Annotated in this window: 22 protein-coding genes; 6 read left to right on the top strand and 16 right to left on the bottom strand. The window is 27.3% G+C overall.

Translation table 11 applies throughout. The annotated features are described in order from the left end of the window. Nucleotides 1-35: 35 nt before the first annotated feature. From AC1B00_RS02215 to rpsO, 8 genes are read right to left on the bottom strand one after another with little or no spacing between them, the layout of a single operon-like run. Nucleotides 36-512, bottom strand: coding sequence for an LPS assembly lipoprotein LptE (locus AC1B00_RS02215; RefSeq protein ID WP_239817969.1), 477 nt, complete (start codon nucleotides 510-512; stop codon nucleotides 36-38). Next, complete coding sequence (gene leuS, locus AC1B00_RS02210) at nucleotides 509-2,929, bottom strand: leucine--tRNA ligase (protein WP_488847898.1); 2,421 nt, start codon at nucleotides 2,927-2,929, stop codon at nucleotides 509-511. Before leuS ends, AC1B00_RS02215 begins: the two co-directional genes overlap by 4 nt. Before the next feature lie 9 nt (nucleotides 2,930-2,938). Further along, nucleotides 2,939-3,283, bottom strand: coding sequence for a DUF6394 family protein (locus tag AC1B00_RS02205; protein ID WP_239817967.1), 345 nt, complete (start codon nucleotides 3,281-3,283; stop codon nucleotides 2,939-2,941). Next, entirely contained in the window at nucleotides 3,283-4,257 is a 975-nt protein-coding gene (gene secF, locus AC1B00_RS02200; protein ID WP_488847896.1) for a protein translocase subunit SecF, read from the bottom strand. The genes AC1B00_RS02205 and secF overlap by 1 nt, the downstream gene beginning before the upstream one ends. Next, nucleotides 4,257-5,843 (bottom strand): protein translocase subunit SecD, encoded by a 1,587-nt coding sequence (gene secD / locus AC1B00_RS02195; RefSeq protein WP_488847895.1) that lies wholly within the window; start codon nucleotides 5,841-5,843, stop codon nucleotides 4,257-4,259. Before secD ends, secF begins: the two co-directional genes overlap by 1 nt. Further along, nucleotides 5,836-6,129 carry a preprotein translocase subunit YajC gene (gene yajC / locus AC1B00_RS02190; RefSeq protein WP_239817964.1) on the bottom strand — a complete coding sequence of 98 codons (294 nt, stop codon included), beginning with the start codon at nucleotides 6,127-6,129 and terminating at the stop codon, nucleotides 5,836-5,838. Before yajC ends, secD begins: the two co-directional genes overlap by 8 nt. Nucleotides 6,130-6,177: 48 nt before the next feature. Beyond that, on the bottom strand, nucleotides 6,178-6,591 hold the full coding sequence (gene ybeY / locus AC1B00_RS02185; RefSeq protein WP_488847894.1) for an rRNA maturation RNase YbeY: 414 nt from the start codon (nucleotides 6,589-6,591) through the stop codon (nucleotides 6,178-6,180). A 29-nt stretch (nucleotides 6,592-6,620) separates the two neighbouring features. Then, on the bottom strand, nucleotides 6,621-6,893 hold the full coding sequence (gene rpsO, locus AC1B00_RS02180) for a 30S ribosomal protein S15 (RefSeq protein ID WP_239817962.1): 273 nt from the start codon (nucleotides 6,891-6,893) through the stop codon (nucleotides 6,621-6,623). 165 nt (nucleotides 6,894-7,058) lie between these two features. On the opposite strand from rpsO, the gene pnuC reads away from it, so the two are divergent. From pnuC to AC1B00_RS02165, 3 genes are all read left to right on the top strand, one after another. Then, nucleotides 7,059-7,667: a nicotinamide riboside transporter PnuC gene (gene pnuC, locus AC1B00_RS02175; protein ID WP_488847893.1), complete on the top strand. Its 609-nt coding sequence runs from the start codon at nucleotides 7,059-7,061 to the stop codon at nucleotides 7,665-7,667. Continuing rightward, on the top strand, nucleotides 7,664-8,293 hold the full coding sequence (locus AC1B00_RS02170; RefSeq protein ID WP_488847892.1) for a thiamine diphosphokinase: 630 nt from the start codon (nucleotides 7,664-7,666) through the stop codon (nucleotides 8,291-8,293). Before pnuC ends, AC1B00_RS02170 begins: the two co-directional genes overlap by 4 nt. Nucleotides 8,294-8,378: 85 nt before the next feature. Further along, nucleotides 8,379-10,790, top strand: a complete 2,412-nt coding sequence (locus tag AC1B00_RS02165) for a hypothetical protein (RefSeq protein WP_488847891.1) — start codon at nucleotides 8,379-8,381, stop codon at nucleotides 10,788-10,790. A 9-nt stretch (nucleotides 10,791-10,799) separates the two neighbouring features. Here AC1B00_RS02165 and AC1B00_RS02160 read toward each other — a convergent pair whose 3' ends face one another. Genes AC1B00_RS02160 through AC1B00_RS02125 form a run of 8 tightly spaced genes read right to left on the bottom strand, consistent with a single transcriptional unit; the run spans nucleotide 10,800 to nucleotide 17,808 of the window. Next, nucleotides 10,800-11,147, bottom strand: a complete 348-nt coding sequence (locus AC1B00_RS02160; RefSeq protein WP_488847890.1) for a cupin domain-containing protein — start codon at nucleotides 11,145-11,147, stop codon at nucleotides 10,800-10,802. A 51-nt stretch (nucleotides 11,148-11,198) separates the two neighbouring features. Further along, nucleotides 11,199-12,080: a glycosyltransferase family 9 protein gene (locus tag AC1B00_RS02155; protein WP_488847888.1), complete on the bottom strand. Its 882-nt coding sequence runs from the start codon at nucleotides 12,078-12,080 to the stop codon at nucleotides 11,199-11,201. Then, the gene (locus tag AC1B00_RS02150; protein ID WP_488847887.1) at nucleotides 12,077-12,952 is read right to left on the bottom strand and encodes a lipid A biosynthesis lauroyl acyltransferase; all 876 of its coding nucleotides are present in this window, start codon (nucleotides 12,950-12,952) and stop codon (nucleotides 12,077-12,079) included. The genes AC1B00_RS02155 and AC1B00_RS02150 overlap by 4 nt, the downstream gene beginning before the upstream one ends. Further along, nucleotides 12,949-13,896, bottom strand: coding sequence for a glycosyltransferase family 9 protein (locus AC1B00_RS02145; protein WP_488847886.1), 948 nt, complete (start codon nucleotides 13,894-13,896; stop codon nucleotides 12,949-12,951). Before AC1B00_RS02145 ends, AC1B00_RS02150 begins: the two co-directional genes overlap by 4 nt. Beyond that, entirely contained in the window at nucleotides 13,877-14,866 is a 990-nt protein-coding gene (locus AC1B00_RS02140; RefSeq protein ID WP_488847885.1) for an OmpA family protein, read from the bottom strand. Before AC1B00_RS02140 ends, AC1B00_RS02145 begins: the two co-directional genes overlap by 20 nt. Further along, nucleotides 14,859-15,938, bottom strand: a complete 1,080-nt coding sequence (locus tag AC1B00_RS02135) for a MotA/TolQ/ExbB proton channel family protein (protein ID WP_488847884.1) — start codon at nucleotides 15,936-15,938, stop codon at nucleotides 14,859-14,861. Before AC1B00_RS02135 ends, AC1B00_RS02140 begins: the two co-directional genes overlap by 8 nt. Before the next feature lies 1 nt (nucleotide 15,939). Beyond that, the gene (gene fbaA, locus AC1B00_RS02130; RefSeq protein ID WP_488847883.1) at nucleotides 15,940-16,989 is read right to left on the bottom strand and encodes a class II fructose-bisphosphate aldolase; all 1,050 of its coding nucleotides are present in this window, start codon (nucleotides 16,987-16,989) and stop codon (nucleotides 15,940-15,942) included. A gap of 9 nt (nucleotides 16,990-16,998) precedes the next feature. Next, nucleotides 16,999-17,808, bottom strand: coding sequence for a peptidylprolyl isomerase (locus tag AC1B00_RS02125; protein WP_239817951.1), 810 nt, complete (start codon nucleotides 17,806-17,808; stop codon nucleotides 16,999-17,001). Nucleotides 17,809-17,881: 73 nt separating this feature from the next. Between AC1B00_RS02125 and nth the strand changes: the two genes are divergently transcribed. Genes nth through AC1B00_RS02110 form a run of 3 tightly spaced genes read left to right on the top strand, consistent with a single transcriptional unit; the run spans nucleotide 17,882 to nucleotide 20,527 of the window. Next, nucleotides 17,882-18,520 carry an endonuclease III gene (nth, locus tag AC1B00_RS02120; protein ID WP_488847880.1) on the top strand — a complete coding sequence of 213 codons (639 nt, stop codon included), beginning with the start codon at nucleotides 17,882-17,884 and terminating at the stop codon, nucleotides 18,518-18,520. Then, nucleotides 18,486-19,730 carry a ComEC/Rec2 family competence protein gene (locus AC1B00_RS02115; RefSeq protein WP_488847879.1) on the top strand — a complete coding sequence of 415 codons (1,245 nt, stop codon included), beginning with the start codon at nucleotides 18,486-18,488 and terminating at the stop codon, nucleotides 19,728-19,730. Before nth ends, AC1B00_RS02115 begins: the two co-directional genes overlap by 35 nt. Next, nucleotides 19,727-20,527: a YihY family inner membrane protein gene (locus AC1B00_RS02110; protein ID WP_239817948.1), complete on the top strand. Its 801-nt coding sequence runs from the start codon at nucleotides 19,727-19,729 to the stop codon at nucleotides 20,525-20,527. The genes AC1B00_RS02115 and AC1B00_RS02110 overlap by 4 nt, the downstream gene beginning before the upstream one ends. Nucleotides 20,528-20,547 lie beyond the last annotated feature (20 nt).

The following is a 20,547-nucleotide window of genomic DNA, read 5'->3' as shown; positions in this document are numbered from 1 at the left end:
TTTCTCAATACTAACAAAACAAAATTAATTATTAACTACATAATAACCTTTAAAGCAAATTCGTTAAATGCCTTTTGGCTAGCTTGATTAATCGCTCTACTTTTTTGCTCATCACTTAAAACACTAATTTGATTTGTGTTAAAAATATGCTCGCCTGAAGTTATGATTTTTTTATTTTTTCCATCTTTATAAGTTACATTAAATTCTAATCTAATAATAGCCTTATAACTCTTAGCATATCCAAACTCATCGTAATATAAAGCGATAAAATCACTACTCAAAATCCTTAAAACAATTTTGCTATCAGCATATTTACTAATGCTTTTATGCATATAATGTTCTAAATAATTTGTAAAATTATCGCTAAGCGTAATACTATCTTTAGGCTCAGCTTTATTAATTATAGTAACTACATTAACGCTTTCACCTAAAGAAGAGCTTGTGGCTTTGTTTAACGGAGCATAGCCACAAGCACAAAAAAATAAAACAAAAATTAAAAATATATTTTTCATTTAATTACAATATTAATTAATTTATTAGGAATATAAATTTCTTTTACTATTGTTTTTTCTTCTAGCCACTTGCTTACTTTTTCTTTAGCTAAAGCTAAAATTTCATCATTACTTGCACTAGCACTTACTTCAATTTCAGCTCTATTTTTACCATTTACACTAATTCCAAGTTTAATTATATCGCTTACGAAAACTTCTTCTTTTATTTCATAGTTTTTAATGTTTTTTCTATTAAATAATTTTTCGCTTAACTCACTTGCAATATGTGGAATAATAGGCTCAAGAATGCTTAAAATTATAGCAAAACCTTCACTTAATACCATATCATCATCTGCGTTATTTAAAGCATTTAAGCTTTCCATACAAGCAGCTATTAAAGTATTGAACGCATAAGTTTTATTAAATACATCATCAGCCTTTTTTAAAGCTTCATACACTTTAAGTCTTGCAAATTTATTCTCTTTGCTAAGATTTGCATGATTAATATTTGAAAAATCAACCACATTAATACCACTTGCTTTATCATAAAGTCTATTTAAGAATCTATAAGCGCCCTCAACCGCACTATCATTCCACTCAAGTTCTTTTTGTGGTGGTGCAGCAAATAAAATAAATAACCTTGCAGTATCAGCTCCGTATTTTTCTACTATCAAATCAGGATCAACGGTATTGCCTTTACTTTTACTCATCTTAGCACCATCTTTTAATACCATTCCTTGAGTAAGTAAGCGCTCAAATGGCTCATTTACATTTAAATATCCTAAATCTCTTAAAGCTTTTTGGAAAAATCTAGCATAAAGTAAATGTAAAATCGCATGCTCAATTCCACCGATATATTGATCTACATTCATCCAATATTTTGCTTCTTCATCAATTGCCTTTGTATTCCAATTAGCAGGATTGCTAGCAAATCTTGCAAAATACCAAGAGCTTTGAAAGAAAGTATCCATGGTATCGGTTTCCCTAATAGCGTCTTTGCCACATTTAGGGCATTTACATTGTTTAAATGTAGGGTGTTTTTCTAATGGATTTCCTTCGCCATCTATAACTACATCTTCAGGCAATGCAACAGGTAAATTGCGCTCTAAAACATTACCACAATCTTTACATTTTACAATAGGAATTGGAGCACCCCAATAGCGTTGGCGAGAAATTCCCCAATCTCTTAACTTGTAATTAATAATTTTTTTACCTATTTTTAGGCTTTCAAAATCTTTTGCAATTTGTTCTCTTGCACTTGCACTATCAAGCCCTGTGTATTTACCTGAATCAAATAAAACTCCATATTCAGTAAAAGGCTCATTGTGTGAAATACTATCTTTATTAATTACATATTTAATATTTAAATTATATTTTTTAGCAAACTCATAATCTCTTTCATCATGAGCGGGAACTGCCATAACAGCACCACTACCATAATCAGCTAATACAAAATTAGCAACCCATACAGGTAATTTTTCTTTTGTTAGTGGATGAATTGCATAAATTCCTAAAAATACACCTTCTTTTTCGCTTTGCGCTCTTGCTTTTGCACTCATATTTTGCATTGATTTGATTTTTGCTTTATCTTCATCACTAATTAAATCACTATCTAAAACTTTTTTAGTTATTTCATGCTCAGGTGCTAAAGCAAAATAAGAAAGTCCATAAATCGTATCAGCACGGGTAGTAAATACGCTAAATTTTAAACCATCTAGTTCTTTAATATCGGCGCTAATTCCTAATTCAAATTCCAAGCCATCACTTTTACCTATCCAGTTTTCTTGCATGGTTAAAACTTGATTTGGCCATTTATCTTCTAAATATTTTAAATCTTTTAATAATTCTTCTGCATACTCAGTAATTTTTACATAATAGCCATTCATAGATTTTTGAATAACTTCATGACCACATCTCCAGCATTTACCATCTTCAACTTGTTCATTTGCTAAAACGGTTTTGTCATGATCACACCAATTCACATTAGCTTTTTTAGTATAAATAAGACCTGCTTCATACATTTTAGAAAATATTTCTTGCTCAAATTTAGTATAAATCTCATCACTTGTAGCAAGTAATCTAGTCTTAGAAAACGAAAAGCCTAAAGAGTAAAGTTCTTTTTTCATATAATCAATATTTTCATAAGTCCATTTTTTTGGATGAAGTCCGTATTTTATAGCTGCATTTTCAGCAGGCATTCCAAAGCTATCAAAACCTAGCGGATGTAAAACATTATAACCTGCAATTCTATAATGTCTTGCTAAAGCATCGCCTATTGCATAGTTTCTTACATGCCCCATGTGAATTTTACCACTTGGATATGGAAACATTGATAGGATATATTTTTTTTCTTTACTAAAATCTGTACTTGGCTCGTAATAATTTTCTTTATCCCAAATATCTTGCCATTTTTTTTCTATTTCTTTTGCGTTATACATATTCAATCCTTAGAATTCATCTTTATTTTTTATAGCTTCAATTAATACTAAAATTAATGTAAATACATTAGATATTACAGCACCTATTGTCATGCTATAAACTAAACTACTCATACTCATTCCATAAACTTGAGTTAAAACAAAAGCAATAATCAAATGCACATCAGTTACAAGCGAACTTGCAAAAATTTCTGTGCTTAAAATATTTCTAACTCCAATTTTTAAAAAAGTAGATATTAGGTTAATACTTGCAGCTATAAATAAAGCCACTGGACTTTGATAGTATAAAAATCCAGCAGTAGTAGTTAAACTCATTAATGTAAAAAATATATGAATTACTCTTCCAAAATCCATTATAATTGTCCTTTTTCATACATTGCACGAAGGCGCTCTTTTTCTTCTTTTTTTCTAATTTTATCAAGCTCTTTTTCTCTATAATTACTAACGCTAAAATTAAACCACATTAAAAGTGGGCTAGCAACGAAAATTGAGCTTAGAGTTCCTGCAATTACACCAACTATTAAAGCAAGTGAAAACCCATGAATCATATCTCCACCATAAAAGAATAAAATTAAAACCGTAAAAAGAGTAGTTCCTGATGTAAGAGTAGTTCTTGATAAGGTTGCTGATACACTTTCGTTTATTATGCTACCAATATCTGTGCTTTTGCTTTCTTTTATATTTTCACGAATTCTATCAAAAATAATAATTGTATCATTTAGCGAATATCCTAAAACGGTCAAAATTGCCGCTAAAGTATCAAGATTTACATCTATTTGAAACAATGAAATTGCACCCATAACAATAACAATATCGTGAATTTCACTAATAATTGCAGCCATAGCAAAACGCCATTCAAATCTTACTGCAATATAAACTAAAATAAGTGCAAATGAAACCAAAATTGCCATTAAGCCCTTTTGTCTTAATTCCCCACCTACTTTTGGTCCAACAATATCAACACGCCTTAATTCTATATCACCAGTTTTTTCAAGCATTTTTACAATGCTATCACCTATATCTTTTCCTAAGCTATCACTTGAAGCTGAAAATCTAATAACTATCTCACTAGCACTTCCAAACTCAGTAACGCTAGCACCTTTTAAAGCTTCATTTTGATTTAAAATATTGCGAATTTCATCTAAAGGAGCGTTTTTGTCATTATATTTAATTTGAACTAAAGTTCCACCGCTAAAGTCAATTCCATAATTTAAACCTTGTGTAAATAATAAAATGATTGAACCAAAAACTAAAACTAAAGATAAGCCAATAGATGCAAATCTAAGCTTCATAAAATCATAAATTTTTCTACTTGTAAATACTTGCATCACACTCTCCTATAACCAAACCAAAGTCTTGTATTGCCACTTTTTTCAATACGATTTGCAAACAAATCAAATAAAGCATGAGTTCCAATAATTGCTGTAATCATTGATGCAATTATTCCTATACTCATAGTTACTGCAAAGCCTTTTATAGCTCCAGTTCCATAAGCATATAAAGCAGCACTTGTAATTAAAGTAGTTAAGTTAGAGTCTAAAATAGCACTCATAGCATTATGATAGCCATTATTTATAGCATCTTTTAAATTAGCTCCATCTCTAATTAATTCTCTAATACGCTCATTAATAATAACGTTCGCATCAACAGCCATACCAACGGTTAAAACAATACCTGCCATTCCAGGAAGTGTTAGTGTAGCTCCAAAAAGTGCCATAACAGCTACTAATAAGAATATATTTGAAATTAAGGCAATATTAGCAAATAAACCGCTAATTCCGTAATAAACTCCCATGAATACAACTATCATTAAAAATACGCCTAATAAAGCCACTAAACTTTGCTCTATACTATCAGCACCCAAGCTAGGTCCTACACTTCTTTTTTCTAATAATTTTACAGGTGCAAGTAAAGCTCCACTTCTTAAAGCAATTGCTAAATCGTGCGCTTCTTCAACGCTGAAGTTTCCACTAATTTGACCACTTCCACCACCTATTCTTTCATTAATTCTAGGTGCTGAATAAACTTTGCCATCTAAAACAATAGCTAATTGATGGCCTACTTTTTTGCCAGTAAAATCTCCAAATATTTTTGCACCTTCTGAATTAAGCGTAAAATTAATCACAGGTTGAGCAGTCTTATCCGAAAAGCCAACTCTAGCATCAATTAGCATTGAGCCATCTAAAATAGGCAGTTCTTTTAAAACATACTTAATAGTTTTGTCTTTTACATCAGATAATATTATATCGCCATAACTAGCAGCTTCTTCTGCTGTTAAGATATTTCCTTGATCTCTTTTAGCCTTATCTACTTCCATTAATTGTAAATGCGCTGCTTTTGCGATTAAATCTTTTGCTCTTTGTTCATCTTCTGCAGTTTTTACGCCTGGAATTTCAACTAGGATTTTATCTTCTCCTTGTTTTGCAACAGTTGGCTCTGAAAGACCAAATAAATCAAGTCTATTTCTAATAGTTTCTACTGCTTGATCTATTGCAAATTTTGCAGTTTGTATCTCTTCTTCAGGAGTTAATTTAATCTCATAAAAAGCATTATTAATTTCTACTTTTAAGCCTTTTAATTCTTTTAAAATTTTATCTACCTTAATAGCATCATCTTTATCTAATATTTCAAAATGTATTACACCATCACCACTTTTAAATCCATCAGTTAAAATATTTTCTTTATTAAAAGAATAATTAATACTTGAAGCGATTGATTTTACTTTTGATTTGATAGCTTCATTTGTCTCTACGCCTAAAAGCATATGAAGACCACCTTGCAAGTCAAGACCTAAATTAATCTTAGGTCCTTTCGTTGCAAAAAAGCTTGGCATACTTAGTAATACGCCAAAAAGTGTAACAAATATTAAAACATAAAAGCGATATGTAATGCTTTTTGTTTTTTGATTACGCATTATTTGAAGCTTTCTCTATTTTATCTTCATACTTTCTAGCTACGAAATTTTTGTCTAATTTCGCAACAACATCATCATTAATTCTGATTTTTAAATAATCTTCTTCAGCCTTTACAACTTCTACGATTAAACCGCCATTTGTAACTATTTTATCGCCTTTTGTAAGCGCATTTAACATTTCTTTATGTGCTTTTGCTTGTTTTTGTTGTGGGCGAATAATCAAAAAATAAAAAATCGCAAATAATACGATTAAAGGTAAGAATTGAATTAACGCATTTTGTTCCATAAAATATCCTTTAAAAATTGAAATAACGGACATTCTACAAAAAAAGATTTAATCTAAAGTTCTTACAATAAGGCTAGTAGGTAAATTAAATTCATTAATTAATTTAATTTCAAGCTCTCTCATTTCTCCATTATCAACTTCGTGATCATAACCTAATAAATGAAGCATTCCGTGAATAAACAGCAACGAAACCTCATCTTCTAAACTATGACCTAATTCATTTGCTTTTTCTTGTGCTAATTGCATATTTATAACCAAAGAGCCTAAGAAATTAGTATCTAAAAAAGTGTTATCATGCGGAAAGCTTAAAACATCAGTAGTTTTATCAATATTTCTTGTATTTTTATTAATTTCTTGCATTTCATCGTTATTTGTTAAGACTAGTTCAATGTCTTTAGAACTTAAACGATTTGCTAGTTTTTCAAGGTAGGTAATTTCTTCTAAGTTGTCGTATAAAATCATGATATTTTGCCCCAAAAAGGGGCTTAGAATTATTTATCTCTAATGTTTAACTCGTTAATTAATTTAACATAAACATCGTATTTTGTAGCTTTTAAATATTTTAAAAGTCTTTTTCTTTGACCAACTAATTTTAATAGTCCTAGTCTTGATGAAAAGTCTTTCTTAAATACTTTTAAGTGTTCTGTTAAAACTGCAATTCTTTCTGTAAGTAAAGCAATTTGAACTTCAGACGAACCTGTGTCGCCACCAAATCTTGCATATTTGCTGATAATTTCAGCTTTTCTTGCCGAATCCAAAGCCATTTTGACCTCCAAATTGGTGTAAATTAAAAGGCGTGATTATAAAATAAATTGATTAATAAGTTTATTAATTTTTAATAATATAATTAAGTTTTTATTTTATGGGGTGCGTTTAGCTGAGATTAGACCCGTTGAACTTGGACAGGTAATGCTGATTAAGGAGTATTTATGATTTTACTTTTATCTTCACTTATTTTTAGTTTAATTTTTTCTTATTTTACAAATAGTGATATTTTAAATTTCTTTGCTTTATTTAGTGGAATTGCTTATGTTTTGTTTATGGGAGTAAAGAATAAATTTTGTTTTATTATAGGTGTATTTAATGCCTTAATTTACGCTTATATTGCATATTTGAATAAACTTTTTGGAGAAGTTTATCTTTATTTATTTTGCTATTTTCCTATGATGATTTATGGGTTTTTTTCTTGGAAAAAAAATGTGTGTATAAGTAAATTAAGCCCTTTTAAATCAATCTTAATATTTATATTAATTATTTTTATTTCTTATATTTATTCTTTTCATTTAAAAGATTTAGGCTCAAGGTTTGTTTATCTTGAAAGCTTTATATTTGCAAGCGGGCTAATTGCAACTATTTTAAGCTTAAAAAAAATAATAAATCATTATATTTATATAAGCATTTCAAATATTGTTTCAATTTATATTTGGACAAAGCTCTATATTGAAAATTCTAGCAATTTAGCAATGCTTGTGCTTATGATTTTGTTTTTTGTATTAGGAGTTTATTATTTATTTTCTTGGAAAAAGGATATAAAATGAATTGCGTAATCCTTGCTAATGGTGAGTTTTGTACTCACAAAATACCGCTAAATTATCTTAAAAATACTGATTTTTTAATAGCTTGTGATGGAGCTGCAAATGAGCTTTTAAAATTAAAAATTGAGCCTAATGTAATAATAGGAGATTTAGATAGCTTTAAAAACACAAATACAAAAGCAAAAATAATTAAGGTAAAAAACCAAAACACAAACGATTTAACAAAAGCCTATAAATACGCTCTAACAATGGATTTTAATAATATTTATATACTTGGAGCTGGCGGCAAAAGAGATGATCATTTTATTGCAAATATTGCTCTTTTATTTCAATATTTTAAATTAAAAAATCGCTCTAAAAACAAGGTTAATTTAAAAATGATTACAAATTATGGAGAGTTCTTTATAAAAAACTCAAGTTTTACTTGCAATACTTATAAAGGTCAGCAAATATCATTATTTTGCCTTGATAAAAAAGCTAAATTTAGCTCAAAGAATTTAAAATATGAACTAAATAATTTTTCTTTTAAATACCTAAATATAGGCACATTAAACGAAGCTTTAGAAAATACTTTTAGTATAGAAAACCACGATAATAAAGAGCTTTTAGTCTATTTAAATTTTCTTTAAAAATAAAAGAATTTGAAATAGGAATTTAGAAATTAAATTTAACTTAATATAATCTTAGATTTTAAAATTAAAAACAAGGAATGATATGAGAAAAATAATATTATTATTTATTACTTTTTTTACACTTTTAGCTAATGATAATTTTAAAAATTTTTATCCTGATTTTAATGCGGTTAAAATAACTTTTAATAGCAAATATGATTTTTTTAAAAAAGGTGAAAGTGTTATAAATAATACAAAATATCCAATTTATACAAAAAATCCTGAATTAATAATAGAATCAATTTATAAAGATAGCAAAACCTTTGATATGTCTAAAATAAGACAATATCAAATATCTTACAAAGTAAAACTTACAAATCTTACAAGAAACAACAATACTTATGAAAAAACAAATGAAATAGATTTAGAAAGCAAAAAGAACCTATTAGACTACATGAATATGAGCAAAATGGAATTTTTTATAAGAGATTTTAAGCTAAATACTAGCGATATAATGCTTGTAGAAATTGAAATAGAAAATATCTATGATAACAATAATCTAGCAATGTTTTTTAACACTATAAATAAACCAAAAATCGCTTTTATTTATGATGAAATAGGAGAGAGTAAAAAATTAGTTTTTGGAAGTATATGGAAGATTAAAAATACTGAGCCAAAACCTGGTGAAGAGCTAAGACCAATGCTAAGCGAACTTGATAGTGGCAAGGCTGCAATTGCTAATGAGGCATATACAAGAGTAGTTGGTGATGATGTTTATATAGGTTTAATTCAAACTGCAACAAAAAATAAAATTAAGTTTTTCTCAAATACTGATAGCGTAAATCATAGTTCAGGGCAAAGTAATAAAATAATTATTTATAAAAAATGTGATTTTTCAGGCTGTTTGAAAGATTATGTTGTAAATCCTGATGGAGATGGTAATGGACTTCCTACTGGAGATTATGTAATTGAGTTTATAAATACAACCGTAGGAAAGCACGATATTTGCTATCAAGAAATAAATGCACAAGGAAGAGCTAGGTCTATGCCTGTATGTAGAGCCTTTATGATAAGGCCTTCGGCAATTAAATTAGAAGATATTGAAGTAAATGTTGATGATAGTTTTCAAACAAATATTCCTACAAACAAGATAAAAGCAACAATTTATGATACTCAAAATAGAATCTTAAAAGTTAATAATTTAGGCGTAAAACTTGCTAAATTAAAAGTTTTAAACTCTTTTGGCACTGAATATGAGTTTGATTTAGAAAATATAAACTTTAATAAAGTTAGCAAAATTAACCCTGCTATGATTAATTCTTTAGGGGAATTAGAGCTTAAAATCGCATATCCATTCTCAAATCAGGGCAAAATAACATTTAAAGAAAATGATTTCGTAGGAGATGATATAGCTAATGGAAAATGCCATTTAAATGGTTATTCTGATGTGGTTAATTCTCATGGCAAAATCTCTTGCAATATTAGAATAAACGAAATTAACATAGATTTTAAAAGCAATACAACAAAAGCATTAGAAGATATTAAAACTTCAAATAATCTTTCAGATGCAGTTTTGTTTAGTGATGAAGTTATAGGACAAAGCGAAGCGGATTTAGGCAAATGCGTTGGATTAAATTGTGATTTTACTCATTCTCTTGAGCTTCCTATTGTTATTAAAAATCACGGAATAAACGATAGTTCTAAATTAGTTTATAAGTATTTTCCTAATGATATTAATATAGAATTTGATTTAGGATTTTTAGATAATAACGACATAAATGCTGCTAAAAGATATAGAATTTATTCTAATAAATTAAAAGAAAAATCAATAAATATAAATAATCAAAATATAAAAATGAATTTTGTTGCTACAAAAAGTGTTTTAAATAGAGCCTATGATAGCAAATTAGATGAATTAAATAAAAGTGTAAATATTACTCATAATAAATTAAGCAATATTGCTAAAAATTATTTAGCTAAAGAAAAAGATTTAGAATTTATAACAAAAATCGGCTATACAAAATTTTATGAAACAAACAACTATTCTCCAACGAACAAGGCCGTATCAAATCCTATGGCAAATGAATTTAGTATAGATAAAACAAGCGAAATTAAAATAGATGGAGTTAGCAATTTGCTAAATCAAGACTATTTTTTCATATTTGCAAACGCTAGTTATAAAGATTTAAAAGCACCAAAAAATGCTAAATATATCAAACTACAAGCAAAGGATTTAAATATGCATTATGTTGATAAAACGGGCAAATTAAAAGAATTATATAATACAAAAAGCTCTTTAGGGCATTATTATTTAGAAAGCCTAGTAAATATCATAAATGCAATTACATTTAAAAGCGATTATAATTCTAGAATAGATAAATTACCAAACGGAGAAGTATTAATTGAACTTGATAAAAACAAGCAAAATAATGAATATGTAAAAGATTTAATTAGAACTTATTCAACTAATGTGATTAGTTCAAATTCAAGTTTTAGTATTGAGTTTAGAAATTAAACTCAATACTTAAATAATCTCTACATTTTTAACTCTTGCAAAACTATCATTTTTTGCAAGACTTAGTCTAATTATACTATCTTGCTTAGCTAATAAGCTATGTTTTATGCCACTTGCTAGTTTTATACTCATTAATTCTTTTAGATTTATTATCTTAGATTCTACGCTAAAATCAATCTCGCCTTTTAAAACTTGAACAACGATAACGCCATTTGCACTATGTTCTTTCATAATCTTATCTTTTGGCAAAATTATTTGTATTTCTTTGTTTGTTTCATCATCATAAATAGGTGTGATTTTTAGCTCATTTGCATTGCCTTGCCAGTCTTTAATCTCATAAATTGTATTAAATTTCATAATATCTCCTTTAAGAAGATATTACTACTTTTTTTATAATTAGGACTTGATTTATCTTAATTCTTTTAAGACTATTTCTGGGGTTAAATCTTTCATACATTTATGATGCTTAAGCGGACAAACTCTTTTTGCACAAGGAGAGCAAGGTAGTTTTAATGAAAATAATTTTCCGTTTTTACAATATGGGTAAGTTTGATAAATATTAGTAGGTCCAAAAAACGCTAATACATTTACATTATAACTTGCCCCTAAATGCATAATCCCACTATCATTTGCTAATAAATAATCAAGGCTAGATACAGCAAGACATAATTTTTTAATATCTGTTTTTCCGCATAAATTAATTGCTTTTATATTATATTTTTTAAGCTCTTCTTCAATAATATTACAAATATCACTTTCGTTTTTTGTGCCAAAAAGAATTATTTTATGGTATTTAAAAGTGCTTGCAATTTGTGCGAAATAACTAGGCTCATAGCACTTAGCAGCTCCATATTTTGCACCTGCGGCTATGCCTAATAATTTTCTAGTTTTTAATTTTTTATAAGGGATTTGAGTATTTAGATTATCGTCTAAATTAAGCTCTTTTAATAAATTAAAATATTTTAAAACTTGATGAGTATTATCGCTTTTATTAGCATTAAAATAAAACTTTTTTTTAGCCTTTAACATAAATAAAAGCACCTTAGATGAAATGCTTGCTTTAAAGCTAATTCCTAATTCAAATTCCTGTTTTAAATTCTTTATTTGTTTTAGTCTTTCGCCTTTTTTTTCTACTATTATTTCGCCTAAGTTTTTATAAATCTCACAGGCAATAAAACTTCCATAAAAAGTAATCTTTGCATTAGGAAATTTTTTTATAAGTGCATTGATTGCACCTGCTGCCATTATTGCATCACCAAGCCAATTTGGTAAATATATAAATATTTTCAATACTCATCCTCATAAAATGTTTTAAATCTTTTGTGAAACCAAAAATACTCGCTAGGATTTTTCTCCCACATTTTTTTAGTGCATTCAAGTTGATAAAAACTAAGCTCTTCTATGCTTAATTCTTTTGCATTTAATGGCTTAAAAAACTCTATGCAAAATCCATCATTAATCTCATAAATATAAACAGGTAACAAATACGCTTCGCATCTTTTAGCAACTATACTTGCAGCATTGCTTTGAGTTACCTTTTTGCCATACAGTAAAAACTCGCTACTTTCTTTAATATGTGCATCTTGATCGCTTACAATTCCAACTAATTCATGATTATTTAAAGCTTTTATCATAGGTCTTAAAGCATTTGTTTTTTCTATTAATTTTATTCCAAATTTTTCTCTATATTTTGTAAGAATTGCATTGATTTTAGGACTTGCTAAAGCACGACCTATAATATTAATTTTACAATTATATTTAATCGCAACTGCAGCAGGAAGAATCTCCCAATAACCATAATGAGCTGTAGTAAATACTATCTTTTCGCCCCTATCTAAAAGCTCTTTTAAATATTCATCGTTTTTAAATAATTTTATTTGTTTTAATAAATTTTCTTTGCTTATGTTTTGGTTTTTTACCATTGATAAAATATAGTAAGCAAACTTTTTATAAACTCTTTTTGTAAGTTCTAAACTTTGTGGGTGCTTTGCTAATTTGCAAAAATATTCTAAGTTTTTTAAGATTATTGCTCTATGTTTTTTGTTTAATTTAAAAGCTATAAAACCTATAAAATTTGCAAATATTTTTAATAATTTATTTGGTATTAATTTTAATAAAAAATTAAAAAAATAAAATGTGAAAATATATAAATACTCTTTCAATTATTTACCACCTTTTCTATGATTTTTATAACTTCTTTTGTATCAACATCACTAAATTTATAAAAATAATGCTGAATATCAAATGGGCTTATTAATCTACTCGCTGGTTTTTTATCACTTTCGTTTAAAAAGGTAATATTAGGACGATTTAAAACCACTGCAATATGGGTTGTCCCACTATCATTTCCTATTATTAGCTTTGCGTATTTACTTAAAAATACTAATTCACTTAAAGATATTTTAGGCAAAACAATAGCGTTAGAGCATTTTAAAGCAATTTCTTTAGCTCTATTTAGCTCATATTCATTGCCCCAAGCAAGCAAGAATTTAAAATCGGAATTTGAACAAATACTAATTAATTTTTCTAAAGGAAGCATTTTATTAATCTTACTTGAGCCATTGTGTAAAAGTATGAAATCATCTTTTATAAAAGGCTTTATTTTTTCTAATAAAGCATTCGTTTTTTCTTCATTATAAATTAAAACATCGCTTGATTTAATCTCTTTTATTTTTAAATCTTTTAAAGCAAATTTACTAAGCTCAAGACTTCTTTTATATACATTTTCTAAATACTCGCAATCGCAATGATTTTTATAAAAATAAAAAGCCAATTTTTCTCTTAAGCCGTTTTTAGCATAGCCATAAGAATTAGAGCTTAAATAATTTGCAATAAAAGCTGATTTAATTCTTCCTTGATAATCAATGCTAATATCATAAGTTTTTTTAAGATTTTTAATTTGTTTTAATGCTTTTAATGGAGATTTTTTTAAAGGCAAAGAATAAACATTATCAAACCAAACCAAGCCTTCTAATAAAAAATAAAATCTTGAATCAACAAAAAAATCAATTCTAGCATCAGGATAAGCTTGTCTAATATAATTTATATGCCATAACATATGAAAAATATCGCCCATTGCACTTAGTCTAATTATTGCTATTTTCACCTAAATCCTTTGTAATTACGCTTTCAAATTCCTTAATCGCTGCTTCATTTGAAAATTGTAATTTTATTTCAATTCTACGGCTTGCTTGTTTATCTTCTACGCCATCTTTATACTTTAATTCATTATAGCTTTTGCCAACTGCAGTTAGTAATTTTTCTAGCCTTTTATCTTTATAAAATGAATTAATAAACTTCATAATCTCCAAGGCTCTTTTTTGAGATAGTTCAAGATTATAAGTAAATCCACCTACGCTATCAGTATGCCCTTCAATAATAATGCTATCAATATTAGCTAAGATTTCAGGTGAGCTTAAAATCGCATCAAAATAATTACTCAAAGTCTTTTTAAGTTCAGCTTTAGCATCATCTTTTATATTAAACTCTGCACTATCAAATAAAATATTAGCATTTAAACTTATGCTTCCTGAATTAAGATTGATTAAAATATCATTAGATAATTTATTTTGCAAGGCTTGAATTAGCCTTGTTTTATTGTTTTTTAATTTATTATATTCAAGCTTAAAATTACTAAGTTCATTTGCTAATTCATTTAATTTATTATCTTTATCTTTAATCTTAAGCTCATTATCTTCTAGGCTTTTTAAAAGTATTAAAATCTTTGCATCTTTTTCATCAATATTTTTTAATAATTCATCTTTATTTTTTGTGTTTTCATCAAGAGTAAATAAAAGCTCTTTTATATATTCATCTGCTTCTTTATTTTTGTTTAATTCGTCGTTTAAAACAATATTTAGCCTTGATAATTCTTGATTTAAACTGCTTAATAATTCATCTTTGCTAATAATTAAAGCTTTTGATTCATCTAAATGTTTTTGCTCGTTTTTAAGCTCATTTTGAGTAAAAATATACTTTAAAACAATAGCACTTAATAGCAAAATAAAGACAAATAAAAGCCCAGCCATTAAATCAGCATAAACTATCCAAAAATTATTATTATCTTTATTACGCATTATGCAATTTATCTAATACTTGATTAGCCTCTTTGCTAAGATTTTCAATATCAGCCTTTAGTTCATCAACTATTTTAAACTCGTGCTTTTCTTCTAAATATGCGTCTTTAAAATCTAGCAATTTATTTTCTAATTCATCTTTTATTTTTGAAAAATCATTTACACTTTTTTCTATTCTATTCTTAAACTCATCTAATTTTTTTTGTAATTCTTCATTGTTTTTATTGCTTAAATCAAGCGATTTTTGAGCTAAACTTGTATGAACTAGAGCAATTTTTTCATAAGATTTAAATAATTCTGAAAATGTTAATAATTTTTCTTGATGAAGCTTACTTAATTCCTTGAAAAATTCATTATCATAAAGCTTATTTAATAAAGCATTATTACTTATAAACAAGTCAGTATTTTTCTTAATAGTTAGCCTTTGTAATTCTTCTTTGCTCCAAAAATATTTTTTAGAGTTAAACTTATAATTTTCTTTAAAATCATTAATTTTTGCTAAGCCTAATCTTGAATAAAACATCCACCAAATAGTAAGAAAAATCCCATAAATTGAAACATAAAAAGCAGTAGCAATTCCACCTAATAATAAGGTAATTTCTCCTTCTAAAGCAAAAGAGTTTTCAACCTTAAAATTTGGCATTGATATAGCAATACTAATAAAAGTTCCTAAAATCCCTAACATAGGAAAAACTGCACTTGCAATATATCCAAATGAAAGTGGTTTTAGCTTATGTAAATAAATATCAAAAAACTCATCAAAACTAGCATTTGCCTTGCTTACTTCATCAATTTTTAAAGAATTTTCTTTTATAAAATCTTTTAAATCGCTTTCAAAAATATCTGAATTTTTTTTGATTTTTGCATGCACACAATACTCGTTTTGCGGTGCAAAAAACATGGCAAATAAAAGCAATACCCCACACATTATAATAGTATGAAGTGGCATAGTAAGTTGTAAAATATTTAAATAAGCCAAAACAGCTAACAAAAAAACTAAAGATGGTAAAAAAATTAAAATCAAAAAAGAAGAAAATACACTTTTCTTCTTTTTATTTGTAAAATTACGCAAATTAATTCCTATTAATACAATTTAACTCGCTAAATGCTTGCATTAAGCGTTCTTGCATAGATTTTTCACCTGCAAGTAGCCACATTCTTGGATCATAATATTTTTTATTTGGCTTATCTTCACCTTCAGGGTTTCCGATTTGTCCTTGTAAATATCCATGATTTTTAGCTTCGTATTCACGAACACCATCCCAAAACGCCCACTGAGTATCGGTATCTATATTCATTTTAATTACACCATAGCTAATAGCTTCTGTGATTTTTTCTGCTTCACTACCACTTCCTCCGTGAAATACAAAATTAAGTGGCTTTTGTCCTTTTGCTAAATATTCTTGACAATTATGCAAAATCACTGGCTCAAGTCTTACATTACCTGGTTTATAAACACCATGAACATTACCAAAACTTGCTGCTATTGTATAATTTGTTCCGATTTTGCTAAGCTCATTATGTGCTTTTGCAACATCGCTTGGTTGAGTATAGAGTCTAGCGTTGTCAATATTTGTATTATCAACGCCATCTTCTTCTCCACCAGTGCAACCTAATTCAATTTCTATACCAATTTCTAAAGCGTTAAATTTCTTGAAATATTCACATGATATTTCAATATTTTCTTCTAAACTTTCTTCGCTTAAATCAAGCATATGAGAGCTAAATAAAGGTTTTTTATGAATTGCATAAAATTCTTCATTAGCCTTAATTAAATCATCTATCCAAGGTAAAAGCTTTTTAGCAGCATGATCAGTATGTAAAATTGCAACAACGCCATAAGCAGCTGCAACTTCATGAACATATTTAGCACCTGCAATTGCACCAAGCGTTGCTGAATTAGGACAATCTTTACCTGCAAAAAAACTAGCTCCTCCATTACTAAATTGAATAATAATAGGAGAATTAGCAGCCTTAGCTGCCTTTAACGCGGCGTTTATAGAATTAGTCCCTACCACATTTACCGCAGGAATTGCAAAATTATTTTCTTTTGCATACGCATACACACGCTCTAAGTCTTTACCATAAATTACGCCAGGTTTTACTAAATCTAAAACACCCATTTTTATTCCTTATTTAACTTGTAAGCCTGAATTATTAATTAATTTTTCAGCTTCTTTTTTGATTAATTCTTTATGTTTTTCGTTTTTTAAACCATTTTCAATATATGGTGTTGCTTCTTGTAAGCTTCCTTGTCTGCTTGCTTTATAATCTTCACCTAAAATTACATGGAAACCAAATTGAGATTTTACAGCATCTGAAATCTCATCTTTTTTTAGTTTTTTAGCTGCATTAAAATACTCAGGAACTAATTCATTTGCACCCATATATGGTAAATCTCCGCCCATTGCTCCTGAACCTTTATCAAGTGATTTAGTTTTTGCTAATTCGCTAAATTTAGCAACTAATTTATCACCTTTTAAGCCTTTTAATTGCTTAATAATATCTTTTGCTTCTGCTTCAGTTTTTACTAAAATATGCTTAGTTTTTACTGCTTCTGGAACTTTAAAATCATTTAAGTGTTCGTTGTAGTATTTTTTAATTTCTGCTTCGCTTACTTTAATGCTCTCAAATTTGTTTAATAAATATTGTTGAGCTAATAATAATTCCTTTGCACTATTTAAAGCTGCTTGATATTTTGCGTCTTTATCTAATTTTAAATTTTGCGCTTCTTTAGCAAATAATCTTTTTGATAATACATCTTTTATTAAACCTTCTTTAGCTTCTTTTGGAAGTGCATTAATATCACTTATTTGAAATTGTGCTAAATATGGAGCTAAATCATCGCTTGTAATTTCTCCACCTTTATAAGTTGCAACTACTGCTGCATTTAAACTCATACCACATAAAAGTCCTGCTAGAACTAATGAAAATTTTTTCATAATATCATCCTTTTTCAATTGATTTGATATATCATTTTACAAATGTTGTGTAAAAAAATAGTAAGATAAGAAAATGAAAAAAGATGCAAAAGAAATTAAAAAAAGATTTTTAGAAAATTATAAGAATGCAAAAAGTGAATTGATTTTTCATAATGATTATGAATTATTAGTTTGTGTTATGTTGTCAGCTCAATGCCTTGATAGTAGGGTTAATCTAATCACCCCTAGTCTATTTAGCAATTACCCTGATATAAAGAGCTTATCTAATGCAAAATTAATGAGCTTAAAAGAGCTTATTAAAAGTTGCAATTTTTATCAAAATAAAGCAGAAAATCTAATAAAAATGGCAAAAAGCGTTATGGAATTTCATTCAGGAATTATACCTATGAAATTTGAAGAGCTTATAAAGCTTGCAGGGGTTGGAGAAAAGACAGCTAATGTGGTTTTATGCGAGAGTTTAGGTGCAAATGTTATGGCTGTTGATACGCATATTTTTAGAGTTAGCAAAAGATTAAAAATCTCAAACGCAAATACTCCAAATGATTGCGCAAAAGAGCTTACAAAACTATTTAAAACTGACCTTGATAAATTACATAAAGGAATGGTTTTGTTTGGAAGATATATTTGCAAAGCTAGAAAGCCAGAATGTAATAATTGTTTTTTAACTGATTTATGTGATGAATATAAAAAGCAGAAGAACTCTAAAAATTAGCAAAAAATTATATTTTGTAATTTTTATAAGTTTGATTGCTTTGTTTTGTTTGCAAGTTCATTTAAAATTCTTAGATTTTTGCGAATTTTTAGAGCAAGATAGTTATGAGTTAAAAATCACTAATAATTATTTAAAGACAAAAAATAATAAAAGTTATTATGTCTTAGCACTTGCTTATAAAGATGTGTTAATTTATACAACTACAAATTCAAAAATAAACTCAAATCATATAAGCTTAAAATTTGCAGCCAAAAATAAGCTAAACTTCTATGAATATTTACAAGCTAGATTTTATTTACCTAGCTATGCCTTAGAAGAATTAGATGAAATTAGCGAAAACGCATTTGTAAAATATTTTATAAATCAGCATGAAAACGAAACTATGAAGCAATTTTTTGGAGCTTTATTTTTTGCAAAAAGTATTAGCAAGGATTTGCGAGATAGCGTAAATTATTATGGAATTGCACATTTACTAGCTATATCAGGCTATCATTTAGGGCTTATTTATTCTATATTTTTCTTTATATTTTCTATTGTTTATAAATATTTTCAAAAACGATTTTTCCCTTATAGAAGTATACATTTTGATTTAGGAATAATCATTTTTATAATACTTGCTTTATATTTTTATGAAATCGGTCTAGTTGCTAGCTATTTTCGCTCATTTGTTATGGCTATTTTGGGATTTTATTTCATTATTAGAGCGATTAAAATTATTAGTTTTGCTCATTTATTTTTAGCTTTTTTTGTTTGCATTGCTATTAATCCTAGTTTTTTGTTTAATGTTGGGTTTTTCTTCTCTTGTCTTGGGGTTTTTTATATATTTTTGTTTATTTATCATTTTAAAGTTGATAATTTATTTAAATTAATTTGTCTTGAGCTTAGCACATTTTTTGCTATGGTTGCACCTGTTTTATACTTTTTCCCACTTTTAAGTTTTCAGCAATTATTTGGAATAATTTTAACGCCAATTTTTGTGATTTTTTATCCTTTGGTTTTGTTTTTACATATAATTAATTGCGGAGATTTTTTAGATAAATACTTATTAATATTTTTAGATTTTAAAATGAATGCGATTAATTTTAAGCTTGATTTTGCTTATTTTATTACTTATATAATTCTTAGTTTTTTAGCTATTTTACATAGGTATTTAGCAATTTTTGTTATAAGTTTGAACTTAATATTTTTTATTTATTTAGGACTAACATGAAAAAGATTTTACATATCTTAAGAACAATTGTAAATGTAAGCGATAAAGGCATTTTACAGCACGCAAGCTCTCTTAGTTTTTATAGTGTTTTAAACATTATTCCAATATTATCACTTAGTTTTTTTGTCTTTGCACATATGCCAAGCTTTAAAGAGCAAAGCGCTCAAATTAATAATTTTATTTTAGGAATAATTTTGCCTAATCAAGAAGCAAATTCAATAAACTACATAGAACAATTTTTACAAAATAGCACCAAGCTTGATGCTGCTGGAATTATTGCTATGGTATTTGCTTTATTTATGTTTTTTAATTCTTATGAAAACACGATTTCTCATATTAGCAATACTGCAAAAAGAGGCTTTTTTTCATCACTTAGCATATATTGGTCTTTAATTACCTTAGCACCATTAGGCTTACTTACTAGCTTTTATTTAAGCTATAAAATACAAAAATACATAGATGCAATAGGAATTAAATTTAACTTTTTAGGTATTTTGCCATTTTTAATAATTTGGGCTTTATTTTTTATATGCTTTCACATATCAATAAACAAAACCTTAAACCCTAAAAAAATAGCACTTGTAAGCTTTTTGGTTGCATTAATTTGGAGTATTTTTAAGTCATTATTTGTATTTTATATATCTCTTAATCAAGTTTATACAAGTATTTATGGTAGTTTTTCTGCTGTTTTATTCTTTTTTATATGGGTTTATTTTTCTTGGATAATTTATCTAAATGGAATTAGAATAAGCTCTATTTTAAACGATGAACCTAGTAAAAAAGCTAAAAAAGATTGAAAGAATTTGAAATAGGATTT

This window comes from Campylobacter sp. DY7 (assembly GCF_057802535.1).
The sequence above is the reverse complement of the archived record's forward strand: the minus strand, read 5'-3'. Positions and strand labels throughout refer to the sequence as shown.